Source organism: Defluviitalea raffinosedens (assembly GCF_016908775.1).
GTDB classification, from domain to species: domain Bacteria; phylum Bacillota; class Clostridia; order Lachnospirales; family Defluviitaleaceae; genus Defluviitalea; species Defluviitalea raffinosedens.
The window spans coordinates 71,141-87,303 of the sequence record NZ_JAFBEP010000007.1 but is presented as its reverse complement, the minus strand read 5'-3'; the positions used below and the strand labels follow the sequence as shown (position 1 = coordinate 87,303).

At 35.9% G+C, this 16,163-nt stretch carries 16 protein-coding genes, 1 riboswitch and 1 other annotated feature; of the genes, 3 read left to right on the top strand and 13 right to left on the bottom strand.

The genetic code is table 11. The features are described from left to right. Window positions 1–173: 173 nt before the first annotated feature. The 5 genes from JOD07_RS07340 to yeiL form a co-directional block, all read right to left on the bottom strand. Window positions 174–1,946: a 5'-nucleotidase C-terminal domain-containing protein gene (locus JOD07_RS07340; RefSeq protein WP_204613122.1), complete on the bottom strand. Its 1,773-nt coding sequence runs from the start codon at window positions 1,944–1,946 to the stop codon at window positions 174–176. 147 nt (window positions 1,947–2,093) lie between these two features. Next, window positions 2,094–2,888 carry an ABC transporter ATP-binding protein gene (locus tag JOD07_RS07335; protein WP_158740027.1) on the bottom strand — a complete coding sequence of 265 codons (795 nt, stop codon included), beginning with the start codon at window positions 2,886–2,888 and terminating at the stop codon, window positions 2,094–2,096. Beyond that, a complete protein-coding gene (locus tag JOD07_RS07330) occupies window positions 2,889–3,782 on the bottom strand; it encodes an ABC transporter permease (RefSeq protein ID WP_204613120.1) in 894 nt (297 codons plus the stop codon). 59 nt (window positions 3,783–3,841) lie between these two features. Next, entirely contained in the window at window positions 3,842–4,864 is a 1,023-nt protein-coding gene (locus JOD07_RS07325; protein WP_158740025.1) for an ABC transporter substrate-binding protein, read from the bottom strand. Window positions 4,865–5,065: 201 nt separating this feature from the next. Next, window positions 5,066–5,306 (bottom strand) — a binding site (T-box leader). 255 nt (window positions 5,307–5,561) lie between these two features. Beyond that, a complete protein-coding gene (gene yeiL, locus JOD07_RS07320; protein WP_204613118.1) occupies window positions 5,562–6,257 on the bottom strand; it encodes a transcriptional regulator YeiL in 696 nt (231 codons plus the stop codon). A gap of 118 nt (window positions 6,258–6,375) precedes the next feature. Here yeiL and JOD07_RS07315 point away from each other — a divergent pair, with 118 nt between their 5' ends. Together JOD07_RS07315 and JOD07_RS07310 are read left to right on the top strand one after the other, a co-directional pair. Next, entirely contained in the window at window positions 6,376–6,798 is a 423-nt protein-coding gene (locus JOD07_RS07315; protein WP_204613116.1) for a DMT family transporter, read from the top strand. A gap of 12 nt (window positions 6,799–6,810) precedes the next feature. Next, window positions 6,811–7,269, top strand: a complete 459-nt coding sequence (locus tag JOD07_RS07310) for a DMT family transporter (protein WP_158740020.1) — start codon at window positions 6,811–6,813, stop codon at window positions 7,267–7,269. A gap of 16 nt (window positions 7,270–7,285) precedes the next feature. On the opposite strand, the gene JOD07_RS07305 is transcribed toward JOD07_RS07310, so the two are convergent. From JOD07_RS07305 to JOD07_RS16055, 3 genes are all read right to left on the bottom strand, one after another. Then, window positions 7,286–7,789, bottom strand: coding sequence for a GNAT family N-acetyltransferase (locus tag JOD07_RS07305; protein ID WP_158740019.1), 504 nt, complete (start codon window positions 7,787–7,789; stop codon window positions 7,286–7,288). A 327-nt stretch (window positions 7,790–8,116) separates the two neighbouring features. Continuing rightward, the gene (locus JOD07_RS16060) at window positions 8,117–8,260 is read right to left on the bottom strand and encodes a VOC family protein (protein ID WP_243429274.1); all 144 of its coding nucleotides are present in this window, start codon (window positions 8,258–8,260) and stop codon (window positions 8,117–8,119) included. Between the two features lie 15 nt (window positions 8,261–8,275). After that, window positions 8,276–8,539, bottom strand: a complete 264-nt coding sequence (locus tag JOD07_RS16055) for a VOC family protein (protein WP_243429273.1) — start codon at window positions 8,537–8,539, stop codon at window positions 8,276–8,278. Window positions 8,540–8,827: 288 nt separating this feature from the next. Here JOD07_RS16055 and JOD07_RS07295 point away from each other — a divergent pair, with 288 nt between their 5' ends. Beyond that, entirely contained in the window at window positions 8,828–10,612 is a 1,785-nt protein-coding gene (locus tag JOD07_RS07295; protein WP_204613114.1) for a MutS-related protein, read from the top strand. Window positions 10,613–10,644: 32 nt separating this feature from the next. Here JOD07_RS07295 and JOD07_RS07290 read toward each other — a convergent pair whose 3' ends face one another. The 5 genes from JOD07_RS07290 to JOD07_RS07270 all read right to left on the bottom strand — a co-directional run bounded on the left by JOD07_RS07290 (window position 10,645) and on the right by JOD07_RS07270 (window position 16,079). Continuing rightward, entirely contained in the window at window positions 10,645–11,460 is an 816-nt protein-coding gene (locus tag JOD07_RS07290; protein WP_158740016.1) for an alpha/beta fold hydrolase, read from the bottom strand. Window positions 11,461–11,600: 140 nt separating this feature from the next. Further along, on the bottom strand, window positions 11,601–12,143 hold the full coding sequence (locus JOD07_RS07285) for a biotin transporter BioY (protein ID WP_158740015.1): 543 nt from the start codon (window positions 12,141–12,143) through the stop codon (window positions 11,601–11,603). 245 nt (window positions 12,144–12,388) lie between these two features. Continuing rightward, on the bottom strand, window positions 12,389–14,506 hold the full coding sequence (locus JOD07_RS07280) for an amino acid permease (protein ID WP_204613112.1): 2,118 nt from the start codon (window positions 14,504–14,506) through the stop codon (window positions 12,389–12,391). 78 nt (window positions 14,507–14,584) lie between these two features. Next, window positions 14,585–14,711, bottom strand: a riboswitch (cyclic di-AMP (ydaO/yuaA leader). Window positions 14,712–14,804: 93 nt separating this feature from the next. After that, window positions 14,805–15,278 carry a YbaK/EbsC family protein gene (locus JOD07_RS07275; protein WP_204613110.1) on the bottom strand — a complete coding sequence of 158 codons (474 nt, stop codon included), beginning with the start codon at window positions 15,276–15,278 and terminating at the stop codon, window positions 14,805–14,807. Between the two features lie 189 nt (window positions 15,279–15,467). Next, a complete protein-coding gene (locus JOD07_RS07270; RefSeq protein ID WP_158740012.1) occupies window positions 15,468–16,079 on the bottom strand; it encodes a helix-turn-helix domain-containing protein in 612 nt (203 codons plus the stop codon). Window positions 16,080–16,163: the final 84 nt, after the last annotated feature.

The window sequence follows — 16,163 nt, the reverse complement described above, 5'->3', positions numbered from 1 at the left end:
TTTCATTAATAAAAATATTGTAACAAATATAACATTAAACTATATTATAGGATATTAAACTCCTTTAAGCAACGATTTTATAATAAGGTTTTTTGGCATAGGAAACCCGGCGGGATTTTCTGTGCAATAAAAAAAGGAAAGGCTTGATTACCTCTCCTTCTTCGTAAAACTATTTAATTTGCCGGTATGATTAATTTTTGTCCAGGGAAAATCAGATTTGGATTTTTCAAGTTGTTATATTTAGCAATCTCTTCCCATTTTACTCCGAATTTTACGCCAATCTTCCATAATATATCCCCAGCTTTTACAACATATGTTTGTGTGGATTTTTCTTTTTCAGGCTGTGTTGCAGGTACTTGCTTTACTGTTTCTTCTGCTTTTTCTTCTACTACTTCTGTAGGTTCTTCCTGAATTGTCTTTTCTATAACAGTCATTCTAGGTCTTACTTCTGCCGGTATAGATTCTAACCCTTTGATATATTCTACAAGAACTTCGTCAAGAGCAGACAATTCTGTCACTAGAATTCCTTCTTTCAACATATCATATCCGTCTCCGCCTTCTGCCAGAAAATCATTCGTAGCTACTTTATAAGTTTTTTCTAGATCAAGAGGTTCTCCGTTAATGATTACGTCAGAAACTCTTTTGCCTGCTTCTTTATTCAAATCTAAAGTAAAGGTCACACCAGCTACTTGTGGGAAACCACCCGCCAATTCCGGATAGCTGGCTGTTCCATGTTCAAGAGCAGCCAAGATCTGAGCGCCCGTATACTCTTTTACAATGACATAGTTGCCAAATGGCAGTACTGTGATAATTTCATCCATTGTGATGTCTCCTACATCTATGGACGCTCTGATGCCTCCTCCGTTTGTAATAGCCATATCAGCGCCAGATACTGCAAGCATTGCATCTGTTATAAGATTAGACAAGTTCGTTTCTCCAGCCCTTACATGCTCTCTTTCTCCATCCAATACTACTTCTGTTTTCCCTACCACTACAGATGTAATCACTTTATTTTGTTCGGTGAGCTTCGTTATCACTTCTGAAATCGCAGAATCTTCTTCTAATTCTGCAACTGCTTCGTTGCTTAAAAGTGTAGGCTCCACGGATTTTAATTTTCCGTTTTCAAAAATTAAATTTACGATACCTAAATTATTATTATACTCGCCTGTTGATACGATTTTCGTGGTTTTCCCTTCATTGTCGATAGTATCTAAAGTTGAATGGCTGTGACCGTCTATAATCAAATCTATGCCTTCTACCTGATCTCTTACACGGTAAGAAGTATCTGTACTTTCTTTGTCAATTCCCAGATGCATGAGTGCAATGATGGCGTCCACATCTTTACTTTTAAGTTCTTCAACAATCTTTTTAGCTGTTTCTACTGGATCAGCAAAGGTTAAACCTTCCACATTCTTGGGATTGGTCTTATAAGCTGTCTCAGGTGTTGAAAGGCCGAATATTCCTATTTTCAACCCTCCAACTTCCTTAATAACATATGGCTCAAGCAACGTCGTTCCATCTGCTTTTAATACATTGGCAGATATGATAGGATACTGTGCAAGATTCGCCAGTTCAAGCAATCTGTCTTGACCATAGTTAAAGTCATGGTTTCCAGGAGTCATAGCATCATAACCTACAGCATTCATAACCTTTACTATGCTTTCGCCTTGTGTAATTGTAGCAAAAGGCTGCCCATGGAAAGTATCCCCGGCATCCAAAAGTAAAACATTAGGATTGGCTTCTTTAAGTGCTTTTACTTTAGAACTAATTCTTGAAAATCCTACGCCTTCGTTTACTCTTGAATGGGTGTCATTCGTATGTACGATGGTGATTGTTGTTGTTTTTCCTTCTTCTGCACTAACTACTGCTGTCGGGGCAAAAACGAAGCCCACTACCATAGCAAACATGATCAGTGCACTAACTAGTTTTTTGAACTTAAAGTCCATATTGCTTCCTCCCCTATAGTTAATTTTTATTTTATTCACTAATAATATTCTTTAAATTGATAAAAAATCCTTTAAAATTTTTAAAAATAAAATAAAAAGACAGTCCATAAAAGGAATCTGTCTTTTTATGAAAATGATATATAGAAATTATGCCAGCAATGCACGGTCATTGGCAAATTCTTCTCCGCTAGCTTTTCCAAAACGTTCTAAAAGGTTTTCAACCGTCAGCTTTTTCTTTTCTTCACCTTTAATGTCTAAAATGATATGACCGTCATGCATCATAATAAGGCGGTTACCATACTTGATAGCATCCCGCATATTATGCGTAATCATTAATGTGGTCAAATTACCCTCTCTAATAAATTTGTCACTAAGCTCCAATACTTTCTGAGCTGTTTTTGGGTCCAGAGCCGCAGTATGTTCATCCAAAAGTAAAAGCTTAGGCTTTTTTAGGGTTGCCATCAAAAGTGTCAAAGCTTGCCTTTGACCTCCTGAAAGCAGTCCAACCTTGGTCGTTAATCTGTTTTCAAGTCCCAGACCCAAAGGTGCAAGCAGTTCTTTATACATCATTCTTTCTTTATTTGTAATACCCCATTTTAAAGTACGACGCTTTCCCCTGCGAAAAGCAAGCGCCAAATTTTCTTCTATCCACATATTAGATGCTGTTCCCATCATTGGATCCTGGAATACCCGGCCTAACATAGCCGCCCTTTTGTGTTCGGGTAATTTGGTTACATCTGTACCGTCAATAATAATCGAACCTTTATCAACAGGAAATACCCCTGCAATAGAGTTTAAGAGGGTAGATTTACCCGCGCCATTACCACCAATTAAGGTAACAAAATCACCTTCTTCAAGGGTTACTGTGACATTCCGTAAAGCTACTTTTTCATTGACTGTTCCGGGATTAAACACCTTGTATACTTCGTTCACTGATAACATTTATTTCCCCTCCTTAATAGAAATTTTGACGGGGTTCAGATAAGTTTTAAATACTGGCAGTGATAGTGCGATTGCCACAGTAATCGCTGTAAAGAGCTTCAAATCGTTCGCCGGCATTCCCATTTTTAGTACCAGTGCAATAATAATTCGGTAAGTGATTGCCCCCAGTACCAAAGAAACCAATCTGCTAAAGAAATTCTTTTTCCCAAACAAGACTTCACCGATAATTACAGATGCCAGCCCAATAACGATGGATCCTGTGCCCATCTGCACATCTGCAAAACTTTGGCTTTGAGCAATAAGTGCTCCACTTATTGCCACAAGTCCATTACTAAGAACCAAGCCGATAATTTTCATAATATCTGTATTGATCCCTTGAGCCCGAACCATCTTGGGGTTGTTACCAGTGGCACGAATAGCCGAACCAAGTTCTGTTCCAAAAAACCAATATAAGAAACATACAATAACCATGACAAAAATCAATCCCAAAACGATTACTGCATTGGTATCACTTAAGCCAAGACTTTGAAGCCAACTATATACCGTCTCCGTACGCAAAAGAGAAATATTGGCTTTTCCCATTATACGTAAATTAATAGAATACAAGGCGATCATTGTTAATATTCCTGATAAGAGCGCAGGTATTTTGAGCTGAGTATGCAAAATTCCTGTCGTTAACCCTGCGAGTAGACCGCCTACCAAAGCCAAAGCAGTTGCAGCATAAGGATTCATTCCACTGGTAATTGCCTGGGCTGCAATGGCTGCCCCCATGGCAAGGGTTCCCTCTACTGTCAAATCTGCAATATCCAATATTCTATAAGTGATGTACACTCCTATAGTCATAATCGCCCACAAAAGCCCCAGGGAAACAGCACCTAAAATAATCTGTAACACTTTATATCCCCCATTTCTGAAGTTGTCATATGAACCTGTCAATTCTGTCTGCTAAACTGCTATTTTATGATATATTGCTGAAGATCCTCAGGAATTTCTAAACCAATTTCTTCAGCCACTATACCATTAATAACAAAATCAAATTCTGTAGCAGATTCAATCGGCATTGTAGCTGGAGAAGCTTCTCCTTTTAAAATCTTTACTGCCATTAAACCAGTCTGGTATCCTAAATCTTTATAGTTAATTCCTAAAGTAGCCAAACCTCCATTATCAACCATACCTGATTCACCGCAGATTACAGGCGTTTTGGACTGAGCTGTTACACCGTGTACAATTGGCATAGCAGAAGCAAATACATTGTCTGTTGGGATATAGATTGCATCGCATTTTTCTACTATGGATTGTGTTGCCTGCTGAACATCATTGGAATTGGTAACAGTTACTTCTACATAGTTAAGACCTAAGTTTTCAATAGCTTCCTTTGCAAGCTTTGCCTGTAATACGGAATTATCCTCGCTGGAAGTATAAAGTACCCCTACTGTTTTTGCATCAGGCACTAATTTTGCTAAAAGGTCTATTTGCTCTTTAATCGGATTCATATCGGTAGTTCCGCTGACATTTCCTCCAGGAGCTTCATTAGAATCTACCAATTTTGCAGCTTCAAAATCTGTAACAGCAGTTGCTAAAATAGGTATTTCTGTCGTTTTGCCGGCAATGGATTGAGCAGCCGGAGTTGCAATGGCCAATACTAAATCTACTTTATTACTTACAAAACGATCGCTAATTGTAGAAAGGTTACTTTGATCTCCTTGGGCATTCTGATAATCAATCGTAAGATTCTCTCCTTCTACATAGCCATTAGCCTTCAAGGCTTCGATGAACCCTTCTCTTGCAGAATCGAGGGCAACATGATCCATATACTGAATAATGCCCACGGTAACATTCTTTGAACTATTTTCGCCGGACGTATCAGATGAGCCAGCTGGAGCCGGAGTATTTGCACCTCCGTTTGAACAACCTACTGCAAGCATTAATACTGCTGTAGAAAGAAAACAGGATAAAGTTTTTATAAACTTTTTCATATCTCATTCCTCCCATTTTATCATTTTTAATTTATTCATTAATTTATTAATTAAATTAACCTTTACAGGTTAAATGGTTTGCTACACAAAACAAGATTTATATAAGAGTATGCAAGAAAAACGCAAATATCCATCATTTGCTACAAAAATTAAATCTTTTTTAAAAAAATCTTTTTTATAATAAAAAAACGCCCCCTGTATCACAGGGGCGAATTTGTCGTTCGCGGTACCACCTTGCTTCGTTGTTTTCACAACCTCAGTAAGCAACTAACATTGCTTTCCACTATAACGGGTGGATCCCGATACAGCCTACTCAGCATATACCTTTGGGTGTATAGCTCCCAAGATGAATTCACAGTACCTATATCCTGCTTTCTCGCACCAACCGAAAGCTCTCTGAAGGACTCCATTACTGTTACTACTTCTTGATCATTGCCTTTGATAAGTTTAATTTTCAATAATTCTATCTTATAAAATTCTTCTTGTCAAGAATTAAATTCTTAAATCAACATCAAATTTTTAAATTGTTAAATAATTTCCTGCTACTCTAATTTATAAAAAGAAAAAAACACTTATATATTATTTATAAAACTTCTTATAGATGTCATGCAAAAATGTTAAATATAGACAAAAAACAAACTAAATTAATTCAATTAAAAGACAATTGCCAAAAAAACAAGGATTGCTTCTACTCTTTTTATCTATATAAATCCCCAGCTAATTTTTTAAGTTGTTTCAAGTCAGTGACTTCATAAGCACTGTTTTTCTTTTCTAATACGCCCATTTTGGAGAGTTCATTTAAAGTTCTTAATAAATGCCTGTAACTGGTACCTAAAAGTTCTGCTATTTCTGTCAGGTTTCCAAAGAACTCAATACTTCTTCCATCTTTATGATTTATAGGCTTTCCGGCAACCAAGATATAACTGGCTAATCTATTTTTAAGAGGATACAGCAAGTTAATAGAACTGTTATTTGAGCATCTATTAAGTTTCTTGCCAAGAGAAGTGCAGATGACTCTTAAAAATTTAGAGTCATTCAGTAGATATTCCCTTGCTCGTTCTAAAGAAATTCCGATACAATAAACATCTTCTATCGCCTGTATATTACTACTGGCGTTTTTCTTTTCCACCAATTCTATATCTCCCAAGATCGTAAAAGGCTGATAAAAACAAAGAAGCAGAGATTTTCCATTGCTAAGCGTGATATATACTTTCGCTTTTCCTTCCACAAAGAAATAAATATAAGAAATCTCTTCATTGTCTTTGCAAATGTACTCCCCACTCTTAAATAAGAAAAGTTCCATAAAAGGTTTTATATCCTCAGAAAACAACTGATGTATTTTATATTTTTCAATATACTGATTCATCTTATAAATATCATAAATTAGTTTCATGTCAACACCACATTTTTACTCGATATAAAAATATTTTCTTTAGTATGACATATGTCATAACCACAGGCAATAACTTTATGATAAATTGAACGTAAAATTCAAAGAAAGGAGCAAATATATGAACAATATACTTTCTCTTTCAATCGGAGCCTTAATATCAATCATGATAGCAATTAATGGAGTACTATCCAGTTCCATTGGCAATTATCAGTCTGTCGTCATCATTCATATTGTAGGATTTATTACCATGATACTAGTATTAATTCCAAATAAAGCCAGAATAAATTTCAGTAAGGATATTCCTCTATATTTATACAGTGCCGGTGCAATCGGAGTTTTTACGGTTCTATTTAACAATATAGGTTTTTCTGTACTGGGTGTTTCTATGCCTCTTGCTTTAGGACTGCTTGGGCAGTCTCTAACTTCAATTATTATTGATCATTTCGGATGGTTAGGAATGAAAGTAGTGAAATTTGACATAAAAAAATCTTTTGGATTACTTCTCATTACATCAGGCATCATTATTATGACTATTTTTTAAGGAGGGATCTTAATGTTTGCTATAGCAATCCTCGCGTCATTTCTAGCAGGTGTTACCATCGTTGTCTCTAGAATCATAAATGCCAATTTGGCACAAAAAATAGGCCTTCTCCAAGGTACTTTCTTTAATTATATCGTTGGTTTAATCTTCGCCTTTTTCTTTCTTATAATAAATAAGGAACCTTTAAGAATTACTAATCATTCCTTAGGTTCCATTCCTGTATGGGCATATTTTGGCGGTCTTTTTGGAGTAGTAGTTGTAATGCTTCAGAGTTATATTTCTCATAAAATACCTTCATTCAACCTGACTCTACTGATTTTCATTGGACAATTGTTTATGGGAATTGCGATTGATTATTTTACTTTACACCAATTATCCATAGGCAAGGTAATTGGGGGAATCTTCGTATTGGCAGGGCTAATCTATAATTTGATACTGGATCAGAAAAAGAATGAAGAGATTTTAGAATAAAAATAAGCACATAATTTTATATAAATCTCCCCATTAAAATGATATTGTCATATTGTCCATCTAACTTCCTTGACTTAACTCTTCTGCCTTCCTGAAAGAATCCATGCTTTTGGTAGAATTTAAGGGCATTTTCATTGCTTTCAAACACCTCTAATTCTACCTTCTCTATCCCATTTATTGCTTTTGCATGTTCAATTGCTCTCTCAAGCAAATGACTTCCTAAACCAATTCCTCGATACTCAGGCAATACTCCCATTCCCAAAGTTCCTACATGCTCAAATCCTTCAAAATTCTTGGGCAAAATATCGCACCATCCAATAACCATTCCATTCCTTATAGCATAAAATTGTGCCAAATTATTTTGCTCAATTGCTTCTACAAAACTTCTTGTACTCTCTAGTGAGAAACCTTTGGTTGAAGCTAAATATTTTCTTTCTCTCGCTACTATATCAACTGCTCTATTATATGATTCTACATAATCCGCTTTAGCTTGTACGATGATAATACTTTCGTCTTTCATTTACTTCCCCCCTATGTTTAATTACATCATTCTTTCAAAGGAATAAGTTTCTTCCCTTTCATAAAATGTTTATATTGTAATAATTCATTTAAGAAATCTGCATGATCATCATTAATATATTCTATCGTCTAAAGTTCCTAGAATTAAGGTATTCATCAACTTTCACATAATTCAACTCAGAATGATGATGAATGTTGAGGACACTCTGTTATCTGTCCTTTTAGGCAGAAATCACCATTAACCTTCTTTTTTCTTCAAATAAAAAACATTCCCAGACGGCTTTACATAAGCGAAATCCTGGGAACCTGTTTTCTGACTTTTAATTCTTTATTTCATTCGTTTAGCAATAGGATGATCTTCATTTAATTCTACCAAATCCCATAAGTTACCGTACAAATCTTTAAAAACAGCAACGATTCCATATGGAGCTTCTTTAGGCTCTCTTACAAATTCAATACCTCTCTCAAGCATTTCATTGTAATCTCTTCAAAAATCATCTGTATACAAAAAAAGAAATACTCTACCACCTGACTGATTACCAATAAATAATTCCTGTTCAGGATTTGATGCTCTAGCCAGTAATAATGTCGTACCTATTGAACCAGGTGGTGATACAACAACCCATCTCTTGTCTTGTTCTGGCTGATAAGTATCTTCAACTAATGTAAAATTTAACTTCTTAGTATAAAACTCTATCGCTTCATCATAATCTCTAACTACTAAGGCAATATGTATAATTGATTGAACCATATTATTAATTCTTCCTATCATTAAATCTATCTTTCTATACTACAAAAAAATTTATTTTAATTTATATTCTATCAAACTATTCTTAAATATCAATAAGTCATTGTAATTTTTTCTCATATTATTTTATTTAATGCCATATTATTAACTTTTTGAATTAATACGCAAAAAAGGATAAAATATTGAATTTATCCTTTCTATTTTTACTCCTTGTCCTCCTTTAAAATCTTGTGTACACTGTAAAAGTCTTCATCAAGTTTGTAGTCACTTTACAATTATAGAGGTGTTTTTATGGATAACAGATTTACTCAATTCATTAAAGAGCATGAAGCTTCTTTGAAAAAGCATAATGTATTATTTAATTTTGTAGGCTATGTGAAGCTCGGGTTTTTTCTTATATTAATCGTGTCTGGATACTCTACTTTTACTAAGGGGTTTTCTCTTTTTCTTATTGGGATAAGCTTAGGTATTTTCTTTCTTTTTATTGGCTTTTGGGTATATCAGGATAAACTTAAAGAAAAAATCGATTATTTAAGCGGAATGATCGCTATAAATAATCGACATTTAGACAGGATATCTGGTAAATGGGATAGCTTTTCGGATATTGGTGAGGAATTTATTGATTCGGAGCATCCTTATGGCTGTGACCTTGATATCGTGGGCAAGAAATCTTTATTTCAATTTCTCAATCGAACCCATACCTGGTATGGCCGTCAGGCCTTTGCCAAAGACCTGTTGCATCCTTCCTATACAAAAAATGAATTACAAAAAAGGCAGGAGGCTGTTTTTGAACTTAGTAAGGACATCGAATTTACAAATCAAATGGAATATTATTTTTCAAAAATTGGTTATAGTCCCTCTGCTCCCGATCTTGTGAGTAATTTAAAAGATTCTAAACCTTTCACCACCAATAAAATATTAAAATTCATTTTATTATGGACTCCGGCAATAACGGTTTTATTGATTGCTTTTATGCTGATCTTTCAGTTAAAAAATCTATATTTAACTGGAGCCACTTTGGCCATGATACAGGCTCTTCTTTGGGCTTTGGGATTTCCAAAAACACAAAATTATTTAGGTGCAATCCTGGATACATCGTATAAATTAGCCCCTTATAGTACCGTTATTGAAATGCTTAAAAGTAAGAGCTTTCATTCTGAAAAGCTCAAGGAAACTCAATCCCAACTTGGTGCTTCAGAAACATCTGCAGCGCAGGCAATCAAAGACTTAAATAAAATCCTTACAAAGATAAGTGTAAGAAGTAATCTCATCATCTACTTTGTTTTAAATGTATTTTTATTATGGGATTACCAATGTGCCTTTATGCTGGAAACATGGAAAGCAAAATATGCCCATCTATGCGAGAAGTGGTTTCTTGCTTTGGGAGAATTTGAAAGTTTAATGAGCTTTTCTACTCTTGGAAATGTCTGCAGTAATATTTGTATGCCTATAATTTCAGATAAAAGTAAAATAATAGAAGCAAAGGATTTAGGACATCCCCTGCTTCCTAATGAAGCCAGAGTCAACAATGATTTTAATCTTCATGATAATATCTTCATCATTTCAGGCTCAAATATGTCCGGCAAAACTACCTTTTTAAGAACAGTTGGCATTAATCTGGTACTGGCTCAAGCCGGAAGTTTTGTCTGTGCAAAGAAGATGACTTTTTCTCCTCTTAAAATTATGACTTCCATGAGGATTGTGGATGATCTGAATGAAGGCATTTCAACCTTCTATGCTGAGCTTAAACGCATAAAAACCATCATCGATACTGCAAAAAACGATTCAAATATGCTTTTTCTTATAGACGAAATATTTAGAGGTACAAATTCGGTAGATCGACTCATCGGTGCCAAAACAGTCATTGCACAGCTCAATACACTCAATGTGGCCGGCCTCATAACCACCCATGACCTGGAACTTTGTCAGTTAGAAAATATATACCCCCGAATCCAGAACTATAACTTCTCAGAATATTATAGGGATAATGCAATTTACTTTGACTACAAAATAAAGCCTGGAAAGTCCAATACGACTAATGCCAAATATTTGATGAAAATGATAGGGATTATATGATCTCATCCCCTTAATAGTAAGGGGATTTCTTTTTATTCTTCGATAAATTTAATCAATTCCTGATTGAATCGATCCTTTTCATCATAGAACAGCCCATGTCCGCTGTCTCTAAACGGTATCAGCTTTGAGTTCCTGATTCCTCGATGTTGAGCTTCTGCCAAGGCAAAAGGACAAACTTGGTCATGGATTCCGTGAAGAATCAAAGTTGGAACGAATATCTTGCCAAGATCCGTAAATAGGCCTTCCTCTCCCAGCCAGGTTCGAGCAATAGCAGCAGTAGCCCAGCCAGCTGCCTGAAGCCCTAACTGGAAAAACCATTCTTCAAAGGATTCAGTGATGAATTTGTGGAAAAATCTTTGCCCAAACCTTCTTAACATTTCCGGCCGATTGTTATATGTTTCCTGGATCATTTCTTCTATCCCCTCTTTTGGTACGCCATAAGGGAAATAAGGACGCTGAACCAAACTTGGGGCAGCCGCTGCAAAGAGAGCAAGTTTGGCTACACCATGTCCCTTATGTCGCGCCATATATCGAATTGCAATGGCCCCTCCGGTAGAGTGTCCCCCCAGCACAATATCATGTAGTTTCAGCGTATCAATAACACAGCGAACATCATCTGCCAATCTGTCGTAATCATATCCTCTCCAGGGTTTATCTGAATCACCAAATCCTCTGGTATCAATACCGATACACCTATATCCCATCATTGGCAAATAATTAAACTGATACTCAAATAGTTTATGACTGGCTGGCCAACCATGGAGAAATAAAATAGTCTTTTTTCCGGCAGGATTTAAATCCTCCACATAAATCTTAACATCTGGTTCTACATTAATATAGTATCCCATAGCAAACCTCCATTATAAAAATGACTCATCAATAGTAAATTATTCTCACTGCGGCCAGATGGAAAGTTGTACAAAAAAACTACTCATTTGATCCCTCATACAAAGGATCAATGAGTAGTTTCAGATTGAGGAGATCATCTCTAGAATAGGTTTGCTTTGATCAGTCTTTTTCGGACTTGAGGCCCTGCAAAGCTAGAAATCGCTATTTTAACCAAATCTCCTGGGATAAATGGAATAACTCCGACACTAAGAGCAGCTGCAATCTGCATATTGGCTTGATGAGCCAGCCAGGCAGTACCAATTGCGTAGCATACTATTGTCCCCAGAACCATTCCTATAAAACATAAATACCATTTTTCAAAAAAGGAATCAATAAAGAATCCTGCAATAAGCGCCATAAATATAAACCCGATAATATATCCTCCAGTCGGCCCCAGAAGCTTTGACGGACCTCCGCTAAAATTAGAAAACACGGGGATACCGATAAATCCTATCAACATATAAATGATGTAACTGATCGTTCCCTTCTTCATGCCAAGGGTATAAAGGGATAAATAGATTGCTAGATTTGTAAATGAAATAGGTACCACGCCAATGGGTATAGATAAAGGTCCAAGTATGCAAATGACTGCGGCCATAACCCCAATCATAGCCATTCTATAAACACTAGATTTTTCTTCCATAATCCTCTCCCTTTCTTTTTCATTCCTTCTGCTTTGACATGTCTCTTAAAGTATATATGAAAAAGAAAGAATTGTCAACCTTGTTTAAAAGTAAGGTTGACAATATGTTTGCACCAGCTTTTTCTGTACCAAAATTTTATACATCCATCATAAGTTATGTAAAAAGAGCGATACACCCTAACCATTATTATAAAACAGCATAAAAAAATCAGTGGTTTACGTATGTCAAACCACTGATTTTTTTGCTATACCAGAACATTTTCTAACTCAGAATCCCCTACGAATAAAATACTTGCAGGTACTTGATCAATGATGTTTTCTATCTGCCCGAGAGAATTGGACATTCCAAGAATATTTAAATCCGTTGATTGTTCTTTGATTAAATCGTAAAAGTTGCCAACTTTGACATCGATTTTAGTATTAATAGGTAGTCTCGCATCTTCTATAAACTTTAGCAGCTCTTTTTCAATATTGGGTACCTGTGAAGCATGCTCTGCTACACGGCATAAAGTCAAGTTTCCATTCCAATTTTTCATAATTTGGATAGCACTTAAAACCGCTAAATTATAGTTTTTGCTTTTACTCCTTAACCATAAATGAATATTTTTTTCCTGTCCAAATCCATATTTAGGATGAATGCGCAAACATAATAATCCTATTCTTTTTCTTACGTCCTCCAGATTTTTTACCATTTCAAAAAATTTCTTTCTCTTTTCTGTCTCTTCACTGATGGTAAAAAAGATTGTATTAGGCGGCAAAAATACATGCACTAAACTTTGTAAAACAATATTTAAATCTTGATTATAATCTTTGCTGTTAATTACAATTTTTTGAGCAAATAAGTTTTCTTCTTTTAATGGCTGTAAAACCGCATCAATTTTCTCTTCCAGTTCCTTTCTCTGATTTCCTACATTATTCATAGTTAAGTAATAAACTCTGCCGGAAGGATTGATTAAACTTCGGATCAGTCGAGATATTCTCTTAAAATCTTCAGGATTTTCTACTGGAATCAGAATAGAGGGTTTCCATAGTCTGGGATGATACGGCATGGACATGGATTTTTGAGCGCCCCATTCTGCCAGAGAGATGAATACGCCTCCTCTGACATCTCCCCATGGAGATACCAAATTCTTTCTCCTCAACATATAATAAATTACCAATATCAAAATAAACGTGATCCACGTAAACCATTTATTGATTAAAAACATGGAAAGCAAACAGCCAACAAGTCCAATTACAGGAATTAAAATAGAAATCCGAAACCTAGGGCGAAAGCTGATGACGCCTATAGCTTGTTCAACCAAAACCACCAAATTAATCGTACAATAAGTAGTTAAAAAGAACAGCGTTAACATTGCAGCCAAACTGTCTAAATTGCTGGCCAGTAATACAGCCAGTGAAATAAGTGATGAAACAATAACTGCATTGCGAGGTTCGTTGCCAGCCGTTTTCTTTGCAAAAATTTTAGCAAAGGGTACAGACCTGTTCTCTGCTAAAGCTGCCAATGTTCTAGGAGCACTTACCAAAGAGGACAATGCTGATGATAGAACCGCCCCCATAATACCTGCCACAATAAGAATCCTGAATTTTCCTAACTGAAGAATAATTGAGTGGTCAGAAAGTAATATTTCTTCTGGAACTCTGGTTGCAAACAGTAAAGCAAATAACATATAAACTGCCAATCCCGTCATAACAGCAGCCAAAGTTCCCCTAATAATGCTTTTCCTTGGACTTTTAAGCTCACCTGACATGGATGCTCCTGATAAGATACCTGTAACTGCCGGAAAGAATATAGCGAAAGTTTCCCAATACCCACTTTGCTCAAAGTTACCAATTAATACAGGGCTTTCTGAGTTTAAAGATGGACCCAGTATAAATGAAGCAATCGAAAGAACCATAGCTCCTAAAATAAAATACTGGATTCTAAAGGCTAATCGGGCACTGACTACAGATAATACAGTCAATATTCCCCATACAATCAAGCCTACCAGCCATCTAGGATGATCAAAAAATGAAGTCCATACCTCTGTAAATCCCGTAATATAAAATGCAACCGACAGGGTCTGAGAGAAATACAAAGGAATACCCACAGCTCCTCCTATTTCTAGTCCAAGAGATCTGGATACAATAGCGTATGCCCCTCCTGCACCGATATCGATATTGGTTAGCATGGAAGACATGGATAAAGTAGTACTTATGATGATCATATGAGCTAAAATGATAATACTTAAAGTTCCCAGGATCCCTGAATTTCCAACAATCCACCCCATGCGCAGATACATAACAACTCCCAGAATGGTTAATACTGTAGGGGTATAAACACCTTCAAATGTTCCAAGACCTTCTTTATGAGTATCTTTCATAAATCTTTATTCTCCTTTTATTTGCATATTTTAGGGAACACAAAAAGCCATGGAGAGTCCATGGCTGTAATGATTCCAAATATCTCCTTTCAACGCCTACGGAGTTAGCTGCCGGGCTCGGACTGAAAGAATTATCCTATCCTTACGGAATTCGCCCCAAAAAATTGGTTCCCCCGCTTCTAAAAGAATTCAGCGTATGCAATTAATTTTTATATTTTGCTATGTTTAAGTATAATATATTATTTCCTGATTATAGTCAAGATACAAAATAAATTGATTTCAAAAAGGAAATTTAGCTTTACTCTTCCCATCCTCTACATACATCCACCCAGGCAGAATAATTTGAGTATTTTTCCAGTTCTTCAATGGATAATTCAATGGCGCTATTACTGCTGCCGCATGCGGGGAACACAGTCTCGAACCGTTTCAGAGATTTGTCCAGATATACCATAACATCATCAGGAATACCAAAAGGACATACACCCCCAACAGCATGTCCTACAAGTTCAAGCACCTGATCCGGTGTAAGCATTTTTGCCTTGGTTGAAAACTGAGCTTTATACTTTGCATTATCGATTCTTGCATCCCCTGCAACCACAATTAAAATCGGTTTTCCATCCACCATGAAAGATAAGGTCTTTGCTATTCTTTTTGGTTCACAGCCTACTGCCTGGGATGCTAATTCAACCGTTGCACTGGATACATCAAATTCAAGGATTCTGTCTTCCATTCCCCATTGATTGAAGTATTCTCTTACCTTTTCTATCGCCATAATGTTTTCTCCTCATCTAATATTTGGTGCATTTTAAAAATCATTATAAGTATTATATACTTTTTCACTTTATAACACAATCGCTTTAAATTTATAAAGAAATGATGTGCTCTTAAATTATAAGTTTGATCATATCGGGCTTAAATAATTTTACTTTATTCGTTAGTCATTCCCTCGTTAAAATATACTCTAAGCCTTCCCAGTTTGGTTCAAATCTTTATCCGAATACATTACTAATCCATGTTGAATACAATAAACATATAGTTTTCCACCCTTAGCTATAGGAATTCTGCATGTGGGGCTTTGCTCCGGATATAAGCGATTTAAAAATATTTTATCCGTCTTTACATAAGCTACAAAAGAAATATAATGGTCTTTGGTCATTGGATGGTCAAAGGTTATAAAGTAATCCATTTCTATTTCCTCTGCTGTAATCTTTATGGCATCAGAAGAAACTACAGGCAAGATACGTTCCAGCTTTCTCCCACAGCAGAATATAGAGGCGCTTCCTGTACTGACCAGAATATTTCCACAGCTAGGACAGACATAAAAACGTACTTTGTCAATATTGCCGCTGTCCGGTTTATTCGACGTAATCTCTCCCTCCATCATCTGTTTCATATCCACACCTAAAATAGTAGATAACTCCGGCCACAGGGACAGATCCGGACAGCCTAAACCACATTCCCATTTTGAAACGGTTTTGCTTTGTATCCCCAATGCATCTGCAATATTTTTCTGAGTAAGATTTTTTTCTTTTCTAAGTTTGGCAATCAATTGTCCTATTTTCACACAATCCATGCCTTCACCTCCATCTCTGTTAGTATAACATCTTTATAAAAATCTTGCGATGACATCTATATTAAACTCTAAAATTGACTTGAA

Bases quoted from the DNA above. Each gene is read 5' to 3' on its own strand.
- JOD07_RS07290 (WP_158740016.1), bottom strand. From the start codon at position 11,460: ATGGGATACTATATTAATGTAGAACCAGATGTTAAGATTTATGTGGAG.
- JOD07_RS07340 (WP_204613122.1), bottom strand. From the start codon at position 1,946: ATGGACTTTAAGTTCAAAAAACTAGTTAGTGCACTGATCATGTTTGCT.
- yeiL (WP_204613118.1), bottom strand. From the start codon at position 6,257: ATGAAACTAATTTATGATATTTATAAGATGAATCAGTATATTGAAAAA.
- JOD07_RS07295 (WP_204613114.1), top strand. From the start codon at position 8,828: ATGGATAACAGATTTACTCAATTCATTAAAGAGCATGAAGCTTCTTTG.
- JOD07_RS07305 (WP_158740019.1), bottom strand. From the start codon at position 7,789: ATGAAAGACGAAAGTATTATCATCGTACAAGCTAAAGCGGATTATGTA.
- JOD07_RS07325 (WP_158740025.1), bottom strand. From the start codon at position 4,864: ATGAAAAAGTTTATAAAAACTTTATCCTGTTTTCTTTCTACAGCAGTA.
- JOD07_RS07270 (WP_158740012.1), bottom strand. From the start codon at position 16,079: ATGGATTGTGTGAAAATAGGACAATTGATTGCCAAACTTAGAAAAGAA.
- JOD07_RS07285 (WP_158740015.1), bottom strand. From the start codon at position 12,143: ATGGAAGAAAAATCTAGTGTTTATAGAATGGCTATGATTGGGGTTATG.
- JOD07_RS07275 (WP_204613110.1), bottom strand. From the start codon at position 15,278: ATGGCGATAGAAAAGGTAAGAGAATACTTCAATCAATGGGGAATGGAA.
- JOD07_RS07280 (WP_204613112.1), bottom strand. From the start codon at position 14,506: ATGAAAGATACTCATAAAGAAGGTCTTGGAACATTTGAAGGTGTTTAT.
- JOD07_RS07315 (WP_204613116.1), top strand. From the start codon at position 6,376: ATGAACAATATACTTTCTCTTTCAATCGGAGCCTTAATATCAATCATG.
- JOD07_RS16060 (WP_243429274.1), bottom strand. From the start codon at position 8,260: ATGCTTGAGAGAGGTATTGAATTTGTAAGAGAGCCTAAAGAAGCTCCA.
- JOD07_RS07335 (WP_158740027.1), bottom strand. From the start codon at position 2,888: ATGTTATCAGTGAACGAAGTATACAAGGTGTTTAATCCCGGAACAGTC.
- JOD07_RS16055 (WP_243429273.1), bottom strand. From the start codon at position 8,539: ATGGTTCAATCAATTATACATATTGCCTTAGTAGTTAGAGATTATGAT.
- JOD07_RS07310 (WP_158740020.1), top strand. From the start codon at position 6,811: ATGTTTGCTATAGCAATCCTCGCGTCATTTCTAGCAGGTGTTACCATC.